Consider the following 16,138-nt stretch of genomic DNA (forward strand, 5'->3'; position numbering starts at 1 on the left):
CGCGGGAAAAAGAACGTTTATGCGCGCTTGCGCGTGCATGTGCGAATAATTTGGGCCAGCTCGGCTGTGGCTGTCGGAATATCGTCATTGAAAATCAAATAGTCGAATTGGTCACTGAGTGATTCCTCGTACTTTAAGCGCTCCATCCGAATTCGAATATCGGCTTCCGCGTCGCCACGCCCGTATAACCGACCCTCGAGATCGTTCAACGAAGTCGGACGAACATAAATTAACACGACGCGATCGCCAAACGCCTTCTTCATATTCAAGGCCCCGTTGACGTCGATGTCTTTAATGACGATATGGCCTGCGTCAAGTGCCTGTTCGTAAGTTAAGAGATGCGTACCATAGTAATTGCCGTGAATCGATTCGTACTCGAGAAACTCCCCGCGCTCCGCCATGGCCATAAACTCTTCCGTTGAGACAAAATAGTACGGATTCCCGTTGCGCTCACCTGGCCGCATCGGCCGCGTTGCAAACGATGGAATAAATGTTAGACCGAGATCGTAACGATCCCGCAGCGAATTGATAAGCGTGTTTTTACCGGCCCCAGACGGCCCTGATAGGATAAACAACAGCCCTTTCGTCTCGTGCTCCCCCTTGGGCTCATAGCTCATCAAGTCGGACAGTGCACATTGCAAAGCGTCACAAATACTTTGCAAGACTTTGAGATCGACCCGGGAAATCTCATTTTTCTTGATGGCATAGAGCGTGTTTTTGTTGACGCCGGAACGCTTCATCAGATCGGGAATCTTCCAATTGCGTTCAAACAAGAGCCGATCGAGATGAAATTGCACTTTGTGCACACGAACACATCCCCGTTTTAAAGTTTCCATTCAGTATACACACTTCCGGCGAACAAGTACATGCATCATTGGAATTCTATCGTCTTTGTGATTTTGGATAAGTCGCGCTAGACTACGCATATCAGGATTCGCATGAACATTTCGTCATAGAAAGGTCGACCCGCTATGTCACAAAAGCCGTTCTCGCCTCCATCCCATCCGAAACCGCTTTCCACCGCTGACCTGGTTATTTTTGGAACAGTCTTAATGGTCCCTATTGCGCCGATGTCGATGTACGTATACATCGCGGAACAAAGCGGCGGGCATAGCTGGCTTGTCATGCTCTTAGGCTGGTTCGGAGCTTGTCTGACGGCATACGCCTATCGACGCCTCGCAGGGGTATTTCCCGGCGGCTCCATATACAGCTACGTCGGTCGTGCACTACAAAGCGATACTGGATGGATTGCCGCCTGGATCATATTAGCTGACTACTTGTTCGTACCCGCCACGCTGTATGCCAATTGTTCGAGTCTTATTGGTGAGTACTTGCCCCAAATCCCCAGCTGGAGCTGGTACGCAGTACTCAGCCTGATCAATCTGGCGCTTGGCTTGTTGCCCATCCGGCGACAAATCCGGCTGTATGCGCTGGTGCTCATCGGTGAACTCATCGCCCTAATTGCCTTTATCGTCGTTGCCCTGCACGCTTTGCCACACGCCGGTCTGCCTGCCGGCTCGCCTGTGCATGTTGGTCCAGAACGAATGCTGTCACTCGTATCGGTAGGCGTGATTGGCTTTCTTGGCTTTGACGCTATTAGCACACTCGACGGCGAGGCTGCGCGTCCGACAAAATCTGTAGGACGAGCGACGATTTGGGTCGCAGCAGTCATGGGCCTTCTATTCTTGCTGCAATGTGCACTTGCAGGCGCCATTCATCCCAACTATGCCACACTAGATCCGGCAACCGGCTTTTTCGATCTCGCTCGTTCCATCGGCGGTCCATTCGTCGGTTGGCTACTGATCACCGTGTTTCTCATCGGATCCGGCATCGCCAACGCAAGCGCAGGCCAAGTGTCAGCCTCTCGGGTGCTGGCCGTACTCCGTGAACAAACCGTACCCACGTTGTCAGCAAAGTCCCGACACCTAGACAGAGTTACGATGATCCTCATATCGCTTCTTTCTTTCGTTGTAGCCACTTTTGTGCCTTTACAAACGCTCAACGCGTTCGTTTCGTTCGGAGCATTTGCAGCTTTCATCATGATTCACGTATCTTTGTTTTATCGATTTTACGTACGGGGAACGAAAGGTCCGAAGCGCATTGTCGATGGATTGGTGGCAATCTTAGGTTTGCTGGTCATGATCGTGGCACTGATCTTCGAAGAGTCACCATCGCTTGTGCTCAAACTTGGCGCACTTTGGCTGCTCGTAGGTGTGGCCATTTGGGCCATACGGACATGGCGCGAGGCTGAAGTTTGAGGTGACGCGCGGATAGGGGCCCGCCCTTGCCGTCCAGTTGTCGGCGTCTTGGCGCCCCTGCACGCATTATCAGTGAAAACAAACTCGATTTCAATTTGTTAAACTCCATAGAACGCATAGAATTGCCTAGGCAGGTGAATGACATGCCATGGTTTGCAGACCTAGTGTCGGCCATCACATGCTTGGCTTGGCTGTTCCTGTTATGCTGCAGAGGGTTTTATTGGCTGATGGGTGACGGGTTAACAGACAAGCGCATGAAGGAGCACGACGGTGTCTCTAGTTGGCCAAAGGTTTGTGCAATCGTACCAGCCCGCAACGAAGCGGATGTTTTAGGCGAGACTCTGCCGTCACTTTTGAACCAGAATTATGCAGGCGAGTTTCACGTCATTTTGGTGGATGATCACAGTGATGACGGGACAAGTGAAGTGGCGCGCAACATTGCGCAAACATTGCTTCGGCAAGATCGATTGCAGATTCTGAAATCAGCTCCTCTGCCCAACGGATGGGCTGGGAAGGTTTGGGCTATGCAGAATGGCCTGCACGAAGTCCCTCCCGATGCTGAATATGTACTATTGACCGATGCTGACATCCGCCACCCTGAGTCATCTGTGTCCCGCCTTGTTGAGCAGGCCAAACGGCAAAGACGAGATTTCGTCTCGCTGATGGTACGACTGCATGTAGAGTCAAAGTGGGAAGCCCTTTTGATTCCAGCATTCGTCTACTTTTTTGCAAAACTGTACCCATTTCGTTGGGTTGCCAACGATAAACGCAAGACAGCTGCGGCAGCAGGTGGCTGTATCCTTGTCAGGCGAGAACTGATCCAAACTGCAGACGGGTTAACTCCCATCTCTGGCGCCGTGATCGACGACTGCTCATTGGCAAAACTCGTTCAATCACGTGGTGCCACGCTGTGGTTGGGCCTGGGCAGCGACTTCGCCAGCGTGCGCCGCTATACGTCTTTAGCAGAGATTTGGAATATGGTCGCTCGGTCAGCGTTCGTACAGCTCAACTACTCCCTTTGGCTCTTAGTCGGCACCGCCATCGGCATGACACTACTGTATCTTGTCCCCGTCGTCATAACTATTGCAGGCATTTGCCTCATTTCTCTGGGACACACCGATTGGATCTGGCCAGGCATGCTTGGCCTTGTTGCGTGGTGCATCATGTCCGCCACCTTCGTGCCGATTCTCCGCTGGTACAGGCTGGCGCTGTGGCGAGTCATCACATTACCGGCCGCAGGCTTTTTGTATACGCTGATGACAATTGACTCTGCAATCCGGTTCTGGCAACGGCGGGCTGGCGCCTGGAAAGGGCGCCCATATGAAATGCATTAGATGTGCTTGGCTTGTCCCCTGACACGCATCCGGTACACCCAACGCTCAGCGTCTTCGACGTCCTCATCACCAAATTGGCCGGTAATAAGCCGTTCAGGATGGTCTAGGCAGCCAGCCAACCGCAGCTTGTCCCGCAAATCCTGCAAACGCCGGCGTTTCTCGCGGACAGAGGGTACAGACTGCAGGGTCTCCTGCAAGGCGTCCCACGAGCGGCCAAGTCTGTCGTACATGATCATGAGCCAGTAATCAGAGATTTGAAAGGGCGTTAACTCTGTGCTTCCCGCCGGAGCTAGCTCCATCCACAGTTCGTCTCCGGTGTATGGAATCCGGTCGACCAACTTTAGTTGCTTACCACCGCAAATCTTGCGATACGCTTCCTCCAAAGCTGCCGTGTCGATATCGACATCCATGTCGCCAAGATATGCATAGAACTGCGACCAACGCGACATCATGCGCCGTGCATTGTCCAGGGTGAGATTAAACCTGTCCCCATCCATGATGTGGTCATCAATCCATTCAAGCGCCAACGAATATTCCCACCATGGGAGTTCATCCAGATTTTCGATACCGGAGCGCTCGAAGTACATCATCAGGGCTTCCAAGTCGCCCCAGGCCCAGTCGAGTTCGTCACTCCGCTTCGTAAAATACAATGTATTTAAGTAGGACACAGTCCACCGTTCCGGGAAGAGGCGAACTTCCTCTCGCCCACGGTAAAAGTCACGGACCTGGCGCATCACGTCACTCATACGGCTCATCGAATTCCCCTCCAACACAAGTCGTTTATATTGTAACAAATCGTACCGCTTACAAATTTGCACTGCCGTGTGAGAAGGGTCACAATAATGTAACGTATATCAAAAGCATTCTCTCCTAAAAAAGATACACCCTTCGACGCGAGGTATCACAAAATGAACAAAAATAGGAGATATCCAAAGCCACAAGTGCGTTTACGTCAACCAGTCTTAGCCGGAGCTTCGCCACATGACCCGCCTAAATTGCATCATGCATTCTTGTTGAGAAAAGCGCCATGGCCTTGGCGCAGGGCCCTTGGCGCAGGGCTCTGTCTCTTTGTTCCATTGTTTGCGGCCACTTTAGCCCACCGACCGCTGTGGGGGTTGCTCGCAACCATCGGCGGCTTTACGGGTATTTATACAGCTGCCATTCCACTGCGCCGATTGGCACTCAAACTTGTCATCGTCGCCGTAGGACTATCGGTATCCCTCGGACTCGGGACGATGAGCGCAGCATCCCCCGCGAGCATGGCTATCGTTTTTGCCTTGGTCGGGGGATGTGCGACATTTCTGTGCAGTGCACTACAAGTTGCGCCCCCAGGACCATTCTTTTTTATCATGGCATGTGCCATTGGCACCGGCATGCCAGTGGATCCTGTGGCGGCGCCTGAACGTGCGGCTGTCGCTCTGGTTGGTGGCGCGATCGCGTGGGTGATTTCCATGGGCATAGCCTGGGGCTTATCCTGGCGACAACCGCACCATCATACCGAGTCCGCCAAGCGTTTGATGAACCGGGCACCATTCCAACTGGCAGCCTTGCGGTTGCGACATGCATTGCCCATCCGTTCGCCCTATATGATGGCAGGCTTTCGAATGGCCTTAGGCATCTGTTGTGCAGTGCTCTTGGCATATGCACTCGGGAACACTCGCCCGTATTGGGTACCTGTGGGTTGCGCAGCCACCTTGATCGGGACAACAATGATGGGTACCATCCACCGCGCAATTCAGCGCGCCTTTGGCACGGCATTAGGCGTTCTGATCGCCGGTGCTATTTTATCGTTCCGACCATCGTATATCGCCCTAGCGTGCATTGTGTTCGTGCTACAAACAGTGACAGAGTTGCTGATTCCGCGCAACTACGGCTTAGCTGTCATATTTATTACACCGCTCGCGTTGACGATTACAGAGATTGCACGTGTCGGCCTCAGCGTTCCCACACTGATTCATGCACGATTTATTGATACACTGCTCGGATGTTGCGTCGGCTTGGTCATCCGCTTACTGTGGTGGCTGCCCGAGAAATAGGCAACCACCACCTCCTCCTCGAATATTTCCCGGCAAATATCGACGAGCTATTTCCCAATTCCCGATAAACGTTCACGGTTCTCCAAAAACAGTGAAAAAAATAGGTTTACTTACCTCAATCGACACGCATCGACAGCATTCGATTTGCTGACACGCTATTCTATTGTTGTTGTTGTCGGATTTTGCACCATAGGGGGTGAAATTCGATGAAAAGGACTCTTAATAAAGAGGCTCTTATGACCGTTGCCGTGATCATTGCGCTTGCCGCGGCAACCATCGCACCATGGCCTTGGATATAATCCAGCTAATTTCGAATTTATTACTAGAAGAATCGGTATCTACCGATTCTTCTTTATTTATTGTCCGCTATGCTCCACATGATAAAATAAAACTGCTAATTAAGGTGAGTGATATTTGTGCCATATTGCCTTGTTGTTCCAGTTTTGTTGATGCTTATTTTCCGCCGTTCATTTTTATCTTTGATTGAAATCCGATTTCGGTTTACACCACTTTTGTTGATAGGCATTGTTGGTCAAATCGCGGCTGACAATTTGCGAACGTCAGTGGCGTACGGACTTTTACCTTTATCTATGGGTTTCGTTGTCATATGGCTATACCTTAATCGAAAAGTATCAGGGCTCCGTTTCGTGCTGGCGGGAACCACTATTAACCTTATTGCAATTGTTATCTCAGGTGGGAAAATGCCGGTATTGCTTTCCACCGTCCACTTTTTACACTTGGAAGTTGCTCCGAACACCGGTACACGCCATTCCTTTGCGACGATGCATGGCTGGTGGTGGCTGGGTGACTGGATACCCATTCCACCCTTTATTATGAGTCCAGGCGATATTCTTGTCGGCATCGGATTAAGTAGGTTTGTGCTGACAGAATCGCAAACGAGAGCGAGCTATCAAAATGAGTCAAATTCGCAATAGCTACCGTACTTTGTTGTTCATAATTGGCATCACGGTTCCAGTTTGCGCAGTGCTCGCAAGCGCCCTTTACAAGATGCCTAGTGTTGGATTTGTTGCAATCTTGGCTTGTATATTAGATTATTATCCCTTATATCTACCTGGCGGGGTGCAGTGGAGCACCTCAATTTTATGCTATATATGGGCAGGTACCGAGTATGGCACGATGGCGGCGGATATAGTCATGACGATGAGTTGCCTTGTTACATTCCTCCGTGCATATCATTGGAACTTGCGCGACATCCGGTGGTTTCGCTATTTCGTGACCCTTGGCATGTTTCAGGTATCCCTGTTCACAAGCGTGGCCGCCTTTCGCATTGCAAAGGGACTTCCTGACGTGCTCCAATCTGCTTTAGTTTTCAGCACTTTTGAGGGAGTGAATATACTCCTTTTCCTAGGTGTCCACTGGTCACTCGGTAGAACCTCATCCGGGTGGTCGACAATCCGTGGCTTTAACTTCCTTTCTGTCGCCATCAGTTCCCTTTTGTTTGTCCTCATCGGACGCTATGACCACGTAGTAGTTTCCTTACTTCCCATAGGTTTACTACTCATCTGCTTCATTCTCATGTGGCAGCAGTATTCCAGGGCCGTCAAATCCTCATCAGAGGTCTCGAAGAAATACCAATTAATAGCTAATCATACAGATGATCTCATCCTGCTTGTCAATACGAGTGGGGACATCACCTTTGCATCACCGTCACATGCCCGCCTATTTAACAAACCACTTGATGAAATCGTTGGCCAATCATTGTATACATTTATTCAAGATCCGACATCGGTGCGTGCAGCGTTGCACGCACCCCATGCCTGTACGTCGCAACACTTGATACGCCTACAATTTGGCGACAAGGTGATCCCGACGGAAACCAAGATCTCCCCAGTTTATTCGATAAATGACGAGATCGAGTGTTTTATCGTTGTCTCACGTGACATATCGGAGCGCCTACGCCAACAGGAATATCTGTTGCAAACCGAAAAATTGGCTGTAGCTGGGCAATTGGCTGCAGGGATTGCTCATGAAATTCGCAATCCGTTGACTTCGGTGATGGGGTTTCTACAACTGTTGCGGGAACACTTTGATCAGGTAGCCCCTGAATCGTACCGCATCGTCTGGTCTGAGCTTGTTCGAATATCGGACATTGCAAGCTCGTTACTCGTTCTCGCAAAACCGGAACCAGCCAACTTCCGCGACTGCACCCTGGACAACTTGATCCGCGACACGATCACGCTGCTCGAAGGACAGGCGCACAAAGCCAATGTCTACTTTGAAGCGATGGAGACACCAGATGTCACGTTGCACTGCAACCCTGGTCAACTCAAACAGGTCTTTCTAAATCTTTTCAAAAACAGCATAGAGGCCATGGAAGAACAAGGTGGACTGATACAAATCTCATATGATGTTCAACCTGAATCTGTGAGAATAGAGATCACCGATAATGGACCTGGCATACCCAAGCACCTTCTCGCCACCCTAGGTCAACCTTTCTATACAACAAAGGAAAAAGGTACTGGCCTCGGGTTAATGGTCGTATACAACATCATTCAAGAGCACCATGGAAGTATACAGTTCGATAGCGACGGAATCCGTGGAACGCGAGTAACAATTAAACTTCCAATCATACAATCATAACTCGAACGCTACCCAGATTCCCTGATCGGTAATCATTGCTTCAACGAACACTGGGGTCGTGAAGTCACAAACCTATCCCCTCATGTGCGCACGATAGGTTGGGGCTTTGACACGAGCATTCCTTTTAGATATAAATATTTTGACAGCGGTGTAAGCGGTACCATGTTAACTTCCAAACAACGTTCTTCAACGGCGAAAGCTGTCTGGTAAAAGGAGGTGTCTAGTATGAACGAGCCAAAACAAGTTGTATCGCATCGTCGTCGCTGGTGGTATTTGCTCGTCCTTGTCCCACTTATCGGCACGCTTTTTCCACAGTTCTATGCGACCGCGTCACCTGCCATCTGGGGAATTCCTCTCTTTTATTGGTACCAGATGATGTGGGTCATCATTAGTGCCATTGTTACAGGCTTTCTATATTTCATACTTAAAGATGACTGATGAGTTTGAAAGAAAGGGGGCGATCCCGTCATGAACTGGACCGCGTTTGCTGTTTTCATTATCTTCTTTATATTTGTTACAGTTCTAGGTTTTATCGCCGCGAGATGGCGACGAGCAGATTTAAATCACTTGGAAGAATGGGGATTAGCAGGACGGCGTTTCGGAACCCTGATCACATGGTTTTTGGTCGGCGGTGATCTTTACACCGCCTATACGTTCATCGCCGTTCCCGCACTTATGTATGGCGCGGGCGCGCTCGGTTTTTATGCCGTACCTTACACCATCGTCGTGTACCCTATGTTTCTATTGATCCTGCCGCGCTTTTGGTCTGTGGCCAAACAGCACGGCTATGTGACTGCTTCTGACTTTATTGAGGGACGCTTCGGCGATAAACTTCTCTCGCTTGCCATCGCTCTCACGGGTATTGTCGCAACGATGCCATACATTGCACTACAGTTGACCGGTATGCAAGCCGTGATTAGCGCCATTGGCATCGGCGGCGACTGGCCGCTCATCATCGCCTTCATTATCCTCGCCCTGTACACGTACACCAGCGGCTTGCGGGCTCCTGCGATGATTGCGGTGGTAAAAGATTTGATGATTTATATCACCGTGATCGTATCGGTCATTGTCATTCCCATGAAACTCGGCGGTTTCGGCCACATCTTCCATGCAGCTGCAGTGGCATTGCCGACACACAATCCGCCAGGCACCGCCATCCTGTCACCAAAACAATATGCAACCTACGGTACACTGGCTTTTGGCTCTGCACTTGCGCTGTTTCTCTACCCGCACGCCCTGACTGGCGTTTTCAGCGCTTCCAGCCGTCGTGTGGTGAAGCGCAATATGGCGCTCCTCCCAGCCTATTCGTTCGCGCTCGGCATCGTCGCACTGTTGGGCTTCATGGCGCTAGCCGCGGGCGTGCATGCCAAATCCACAAGCCAAGCGGTTCCATTGCTTTTTCTTAAGGAATTCCCAAGTTGGTTCGCCGGCTTCGGGTTTGCAGCAATCGCAATCGGCGCCCTTGTACCAGCGGCCATCATGTCCATCGCTGCGTCCAACCTATTTACACGCAATATCTACAAAACCTACTTTGCCAAAGGCGCTTCATCAGAACACGAAGCACGCGTGGCAAAAATTGTATCACTGCTCGTTAAGGTCGGTGCCCTTGTCTTTATTCTGGGCTTCCCGCAGCAATACGCCATCAGTATGCAACAGGTAGGTGGCATCCTTATCCTGCAGACAGTCCCCGCACTTGTGCTGGGATTGTATACGCGCTGGTTCCACAGACGCGCATTACTGATTGGTTGGCTGGTCGGTATCGTCTACGGCATCTATATGTGGGGAACCACCGGTTATAAGTCAACCACGTACACACTGCACTTGTTCGGTGATAGCGTCGCTGGCTATGCGGGTATTTGGGCCCTAGTCCTGAATGTTGTCGTTGTTGTCGTCCTTACACTGCTGTTCCGCGCGGCAAACCTGAGCAACGGCTCAGATCAGACAAGCCACAGCGATTACCACGTAGAGGCTTCACTTTGATGCAAAAGTAACGCAAAAACGGGCGAGCAAACGTGACTACCGTCTGCCGCCCGTTTTGTCGAAACGTCCCTATTTCATGCGAAAAGCCCCGGTCACCACCGAGAACAGTCCATTATCCAGATAGCACATGCCCTCCACATCCATTAAGCGACTTGCCGATGTGCCCTTCTTTGCGCAAACAGCCAACATTCTACAGCGGCGACATTGACCACGATACTCAAGCATACTGCGATGGTGTAGGCAGTCGCATAAGGCAAATGTCCTACATGTCCACCGAGGTAGGTAAACGCCCGATTAAGGACGTTTGTATCACAAAACACATAGCTACGTAACATCCATGCACGATGTCGCGCTACATCGCCCTGCCGTATCCGGATGTAAGCAAGTACAGTAACGATCAGCCAGTACACGTTCAACGTATTGAACGCCACGGTCGGGAGTTCACCGCCTGTGGCAAAGGGCGCTAAATAACCCGATGTTCCGTCCACGCCAAGTACAGATGCGATATATAGATAGCCGACCATGCGATGCACACTCGGTTGACGGCGTTCTCCGGTCAGCGTCCAATTGAGCATGCCGCTGACAATGGCAATAACAGCAGCCACAATGTGAATATGCAACATCATGATCCATATAGGATGATTCACGTGGCGCGCAATTCCGACCTTATGGGAAAGGAACGATACATCCTGCGGATCAGCAATCAAACTGCTAAATAGCATGTACAGGGCATATGCGAGCGCGATGCCAATTGCAGCATCTCCCAGGTAACGTCGTCGCAACATACCAACGCCTCCAATGGAAATCATGATACCGCAGGTTGCCAAATTGTGCACGAACAAGCGTAACCATCTGTTCGACGACACCTTGATGACGAGGCCCGTCGTTTGTGCATACCCATGGCCAGCCGAGCGGACTTATCACGCTGGGCTTATAAAGAAAAGGCCCTGCCATTTTGGGCAGAGCCTTTTCTTTATGGGTCTCTCGGGCGCACCACAGAAGCAGATGTGGCAACGTCCGTGTCAAGGTATGCGCTATTTGACGCCTACAAACATGCAGTATCACAAACACCTACAAAACGAATCTCGCTCACACCGTAGACTCCTCGGGTACCTCCACCAGATGGTGAACCACAACGCGATGGCCGAACATCCTTTTGGCGGCATCGACTAAAAACTGATGATGCGTAAAGTAAAACACCTGCGTATGAGCAGACAACTCGCTCAACACTTCAAGCGTTGCCAACGTCCGCTCATCATCAAAATGGACGAGGATATCATCCATCATAAGCGGCAGTCCAGGTGCAAATTGGAGGTGATTCTCGATAAAGCCCAGGCGCAGTGCCAGATAAAGCTGGTCTCGTGTACCATCGCTCAGTTGCGCAACAGATCTCGCTTTGCCTGACGCATCCTCAACGACAAGTCGCGATCCGCCTACTTCATACGCAATATCGATCTTTTCGTAGCGACCGCACGTCAGACGCCGAAAGAACATAGAAGACCGATCCAGAACCGTGGACGGATTTTGCTCATGGAACCATTCGATGGCTCTTTGCAACAAGCGCCGAGCCAACTCTACGCGCAGATATTCGCGCCAGTAGCGATCCGCCTCGGCCAACTTGGCCTCTGCTTCTTGGCGTTTTGTTGCGGCATCCGCACGCTCCCGATTCATCTCTTCGAATTGGATTTCACACTCGCGCAGTGCATCGCTGGTATGTTCCAGTTGCTCTCGCAAATCGCGCAAGCTGTCGACATGTTCTTGAAGTGCACGCTCAAGTTCGTCCGGATCCGGATACTCAGCCAGTTCGGCCTGTAACTTTTCAAGTGGCACACCATCCGCTACGGCAACGACACTCGTCTGCAAAGTGCGCATCTTTTCCTCCAAATGTCGATACCGCCGCGATTTAGCAATCACGTGCCGACACGCCTCAGGGGTCACATCGCCGGTGATCCGGCTGTAACGTTCCATCTCCTGTAAACCAAACTGCAAACTTGACTCCGTATTTCGCAATTGCTCATGGGTCTTCGTCAATTCCTGCTCCACGCTGTCTAACCGATTCAGCGCTTCTATTGCCTGGCTGACTCGCGCCTGTAGCCGACGAACAACCGTGCCGTACGATGTCCCGGGAGCCACCGGCTCACTCAGTTCCTCAAGAATGCTGTGTACGTCCTTTTCAAAGCGATGGCGCGAAGCCTTTGCTTCCTGCAATTCTCTTGCGAGCCGCTCAACCTGTGCGGCCTGTGTTTGCCATTCAGAGAGCAGACGAACAAATGTCACATCTGGTGTTTCCGGAAGAAGTCGCAACTCTGCGCGCAAGGCCTGCCACCGCTCAGCATATTGAGCGGCCTTTTGCTCCTGCACCGCAAGTTCCTGCACCCTGTGCTGCTGCCGATCCCGCTCCTCGTCCAACGCCTGTTTTGCGGCTTGTTTCTGCTGTGCTAACGCGGCAAAGTCGTGACACTTGCGCAGGATCTCTTGCATCCACTCAGCAATCGTCCATTCCGGGCGAATCGCCACCTGCAAGTCGGCCGCTGCAAGTTCTAGGCGGGATCGCAATTGCTGGCGAAGCTCCTCGTAGTGTTCAAGCTTAGCCATCTGCTCCAGCAATGTCGCATATCGATCGCGCACAGGTTGCTGAAACTCAATCAACCACTGTTTCATTTCCCTTGGCGAACCAGGAACCAGTCCACAATCCGCCCAGGCGGCCACCCAATCCTTCGTAAGCTGATCCCTTGTTTCCAACAGACTTTGCATGCACTGGTGCCGCTGCTCGATCCGCCGAAGTGTCTGTTCCTTCTCCAGCGTCTTGGCCGCGCGATCCGCAAACCGAGCAGCGTCTTGCAGCATCTCATCCACAAGCTCGTCGGCATTCGCGATTGCCCGTTCAAACGCCGACGACAACGACGTTTCACCCATTTCGTCAAGATAACGAGCGACATCTGCTTCGGTCGAAACGCCACCGGTGATCATCGCCTTGATCAATGCCCAGCCCGTGTCCCGCTGGGCACGAGCTGCCTGCAAGTCCTCCGCGGTCGGCACGGACGCGAAGCCCTCCAGGCGTTCCAATTCATCTTCCAAGTCGGACACACGCCGCCGTTCCTTCTCCAACTCGCGACGGCATTCCCGCAATTCCTCGTCGATTCGCGAAAAGTCCTTCTCGTATTGGTTTATGGTCTCCTCAAGGGGGATCGGCAACTTGGCCACATGCTCGATGTCTGTCTGAACGAGTCGTTGCCGACTGAGGAGCTGTTCCAGTTTTCTGCGCTCAAAGCACATCGCTTGCTGCAACTCTTGAATGTCTGTGTCGATCCGATTGTGACCAGCCTGTAAAGCGTCCTCCAGCCATGTTTGCCAGCGTGCAATGTCTGGGACATCGCCAAATGCCAACCAAGCATCTTCCCGACGTTTGACCTCGTCCGTGGACACATGCAAATCGCCGCGAACGCGCTCGGCATCCTGCATGGCCCTTTGCCATAGCTCGGCGACTTCATATAGCTCGTCAAGCATCAGCGTTTCGTGCAACAGCTCCGTCGCCCCATCCTCAAGGCGAATGGTCATCCTTTCCAACATTGCATCGCAACGGCGAACGGCTTCTGTATATTCTTTCTCCAAACGCGGTAGATCGCTCTCGAGGAGGTTTTCATACTGGCCCACCCGTTCAAGAAGTGCGTTTACCTCATCTGCGTAGCGCAATGCCAGCTTGTCGATGACAATCGCTTTGCGTTGCTCCTCCAGTTGTTCAATACGCGTTCGTAACCCATGAAGGGACTGAGCGGATTGTACGCGAAGCTCAAGAATTTGCTCGAGTGCCCGTTCGTCCTCTTCGGTCAGCGGCGACATGTCCGCAAATGAACGCAATTCTTCTTGCAGTGCAGCCAATTCGAGCAAGGAACCCCGAACTCGTTTCAGCCGCTCGAGCCGTGCCCGCTCGCGTTCGATCACGCGTTCCTGTTCCCGACCGTCAACGCGCATCTGACGCAATTTCTCTATCTCTTGTTGAAGCCGTGTAAAGTCCTGGCCCCGCAAGGCTTTTTCGTCAATTTCACGCATGAGCTGGCGATAGAGATTCATTGCTCCCGTGAATTTTCTCGTGATCGCATTGTTCCTTGGACCAACCAATTCCCCCGCCCGCTGGCTCAATGTGTCGATGTGCCGCTGCAACATGGCGACCCCGCCACCAGCCGCAAACAGAGAGGTGGCGGCATCGCCTTGAGTGGACAACAATCCTTCGCCACCTTCCCGCAGGCGCTCGTGATTCAGTCCATAAAGCAGCTCGTACCGGCTGCGGTCATGCCCTTGCAAGCATGCTTGCAAATCTTGCTCCAGGGTGGCATCGGCCATGGCGGCGACCAGCTTGTTGCGTTGTATCGTCCGTGTGAAGGCAAGCTCACGGCCATGGGCATTCACCACCGTACCCATGATTCTCGAGGACTTGGTGTAGCCAAGCGATGGTGTGCCGCCAAACAACCAATCGAGAACAATCTGCAACAGTGTGGTCTTTCCCGCCTCGTTCGGTCCATACAACACGTGAAAATTGACATCGCCGCGAAAATCGAAAGCGAGATCATGAAAATGTTGTACGTGTTGAACGGTAAGTGTCTGTAGTTTCATCGCTGGTCACTCCCCCTCGCCAACTGTGCGTACAACATCGCCTCAGCCTCGTCCAGCAAGCGTAGAACGTCGTCGCGAGAGCGAATATACGAAGTGTCAGCTCCGTGATCGAAATAGCCATGGCGATCCTGTGTGGACTGCATATCCCTGACAAATTGGTCCAGGAGATGCACATCGCCACGCGCGGCCTGTAATGCGCTGACGAGCCAATCCGAGGTCGCTTGATCCAGACGCTGCTCTGCCGTAGCAACTGGCCTGGTGTCGATACGGACCTGCTCAATCCATATGTGTGACCCGATATCTTGTGCGATGCCTATCACTTCGGCATAGACGCGGTCTTCATCGCCAAGCAAGGCACCGTGTATCTCGGTTTCACCAGTCAGCACTGCGCGCACGGCCAAGGGATACCCCTGATGTGCATGCGTCAGCTTCGCCAATGAGCTTGCAGTCCGATCCACCACTTCATGGAGATCCGTCACGCCGTCGATCGCGATTTCGCACACTTCCCAACGCAACACGTCCAAAGGTTGTTGCCGCAAATCGACGACGCGCCCGCCATCGACCCGCACAACGGTACAACCCTTGGCTCCTGTTTCGCGAATATGTCTTCCTTGCAGATTTCCGGGATACACAATATGAGGGTATTCATGGAGGATTTGGCGCATGTGAATGTGGCCCAAAGCCCAGTAGTCGTAGCCCTTGTGCCGGAGATCGTCGATGCGGCAAGGGGCGTATGTGTCGTGCCCGGCTTGTCCCTGCACTGCCGTATGCAAGAGACCGATGTTGAAATAACCTGGAACAGGATCCGGATATGAAATGGCAAGATTTTCGCGAACGTCGCGCTTCGCAAAACCTTGGCCATGGATGGCCACGCCAATGTCCTCAAGATAGTGGGTCTCTGGCTCCAATACGGAAAACTCGAACACGTTATCCGGCAAGCGCAGTTCGCGCGTGATGATGCTCGCTGCGTCGTGGTTACCGCGAATGAAAAACACGGGGATCCCGGCTTCGCCGAGGCGCGCCATGCATTTGCGGAAAAACAGGCCTGTATGATAGTCCTTCCAATCGCCATCGTAAACGTCCCCGGCGATCACGACAAAGTGCACCGATTCGCGAACACAAAAATCAACCAGGTTCTCAAGGGCGCGCCTCGTCGCTGACCGCAACTGGTCAATCGGGGCGTCCGCGCGCCCCGACAACCCATGCAAAGGACTATCCAAGTGCAAGTCTGCACAGTGTACGAACGTAAACAGATGAACCCCTCCTGTCCCGATCAAGCTGATGAGTTGATCCATTCGCGAGATCGGACAAGTGTTCC

The 16,138-nt window shown here is 52.1% G+C and carries 12 protein-coding genes; 7 read left to right on the plus strand and 5 right to left on the minus strand.

Going from position 1 to position 16,138, the window contains the following annotated elements:
- Positions 1–17: 17 nt before the first annotated feature.
- Complete coding sequence (gene gmk / locus BLU70_RS06515; protein ID WP_040288227.1) at positions 18–806, minus strand: guanylate kinase; 789 nt, start codon at positions 804–806, stop codon at positions 18–20.
- Positions 807–971: 165 nt separating this feature from the next.
- On the opposite strand from gmk, the gene BLU70_RS06520 reads away from it, so the two are divergent.
- Together BLU70_RS06520 and BLU70_RS06525 are read left to right on the plus strand one after the other, a co-directional pair.
- Positions 972–2,258 carry an APC family permease gene (locus BLU70_RS06520; RefSeq protein WP_083341177.1) on the plus strand — a complete coding sequence of 429 codons (1,287 nt, stop codon included), beginning with the start codon at positions 972–974 and terminating at the stop codon, positions 2,256–2,258.
- A 143-nt stretch (positions 2,259–2,401) separates the two neighbouring features.
- Positions 2,402–3,592 (plus strand): glycosyltransferase, encoded by a 1,191-nt coding sequence (locus BLU70_RS06525; protein WP_074692780.1) that lies wholly within the window; start codon positions 2,402–2,404, stop codon positions 3,590–3,592.
- Here the strand turns inward: BLU70_RS06525 and BLU70_RS06530 are convergent.
- Positions 3,589–4,347 carry a trigger factor gene (locus BLU70_RS06530; RefSeq protein ID WP_244885131.1) on the minus strand — a complete coding sequence of 253 codons (759 nt, stop codon included), beginning with the start codon at positions 4,345–4,347 and terminating at the stop codon, positions 3,589–3,591. The genes BLU70_RS06525 and BLU70_RS06530 overlap by 4 nt on opposite strands.
- 153 nt (positions 4,348–4,500) lie before the next feature.
- Here BLU70_RS06530 and BLU70_RS06535 point away from each other — a divergent pair, with 153 nt between their 5' ends.
- The 5 genes from BLU70_RS06535 (at position 4,501) to mctP (ending at position 10,209) form a co-directional block, all read left to right on the plus strand.
- Positions 4,501–5,628, plus strand: coding sequence for an FUSC family protein (locus BLU70_RS06535; protein WP_006445454.1), 1,128 nt, complete (start codon positions 4,501–4,503; stop codon positions 5,626–5,628).
- Positions 5,629–6,044: 416 nt separating this feature from the next.
- Complete coding sequence (locus BLU70_RS06540) at positions 6,045–6,563, plus strand: DUF5317 family protein (protein WP_074692785.1); 519 nt, start codon at positions 6,045–6,047, stop codon at positions 6,561–6,563.
- The gene (locus BLU70_RS06545) at positions 6,544–8,229 is read left to right on the plus strand and encodes an ATP-binding protein (protein WP_074692788.1); all 1,686 of its coding nucleotides are present in this window, start codon (positions 6,544–6,546) and stop codon (positions 8,227–8,229) included. Before BLU70_RS06540 ends, BLU70_RS06545 begins: the two co-directional genes overlap by 20 nt.
- Positions 8,230–8,454: 225 nt before the next feature.
- The gene (locus tag BLU70_RS06550) at positions 8,455–8,667 is read left to right on the plus strand and encodes a DUF3311 domain-containing protein (RefSeq protein ID WP_006445457.1); all 213 of its coding nucleotides are present in this window, start codon (positions 8,455–8,457) and stop codon (positions 8,665–8,667) included.
- A 30-nt stretch (positions 8,668–8,697) separates the two neighbouring features.
- Positions 8,698–10,209: a monocarboxylate uptake permease MctP gene (gene mctP, locus BLU70_RS06555; RefSeq protein ID WP_074692791.1), complete on the plus strand. Its 1,512-nt coding sequence runs from the start codon at positions 8,698–8,700 to the stop codon at positions 10,207–10,209.
- Between the two features lie 143 nt (positions 10,210–10,352).
- Here mctP and BLU70_RS06560 read toward each other — a convergent pair whose 3' ends face one another.
- The 3 genes from BLU70_RS06560 to BLU70_RS06570 form a co-directional block, all read right to left on the minus strand.
- Positions 10,353–10,994 carry a DUF2306 domain-containing protein gene (locus BLU70_RS06560; protein ID WP_074692793.1) on the minus strand — a complete coding sequence of 214 codons (642 nt, stop codon included), beginning with the start codon at positions 10,992–10,994 and terminating at the stop codon, positions 10,353–10,355.
- A 304-nt stretch (positions 10,995–11,298) separates the two neighbouring features.
- Positions 11,299–14,820, minus strand: coding sequence for an AAA family ATPase (locus tag BLU70_RS06565; RefSeq protein ID WP_074692794.1), 3,522 nt, complete (start codon positions 14,818–14,820; stop codon positions 11,299–11,301).
- Positions 14,817–16,115 (minus strand): metallophosphoesterase family protein, encoded by a 1,299-nt coding sequence (locus BLU70_RS06570; protein WP_074692796.1) that lies wholly within the window; start codon positions 16,113–16,115, stop codon positions 14,817–14,819. Before BLU70_RS06570 ends, BLU70_RS06565 begins: the two co-directional genes overlap by 4 nt.
- Positions 16,116–16,138: the final 23 nt, after the last annotated feature.

It is taken from the genome of Alicyclobacillus hesperidum (assembly GCF_900107035.1).
Taxonomy (GTDB): Bacteria; Bacillota; Bacilli; order Alicyclobacillales; family Alicyclobacillaceae; genus Alicyclobacillus; species Alicyclobacillus hesperidum.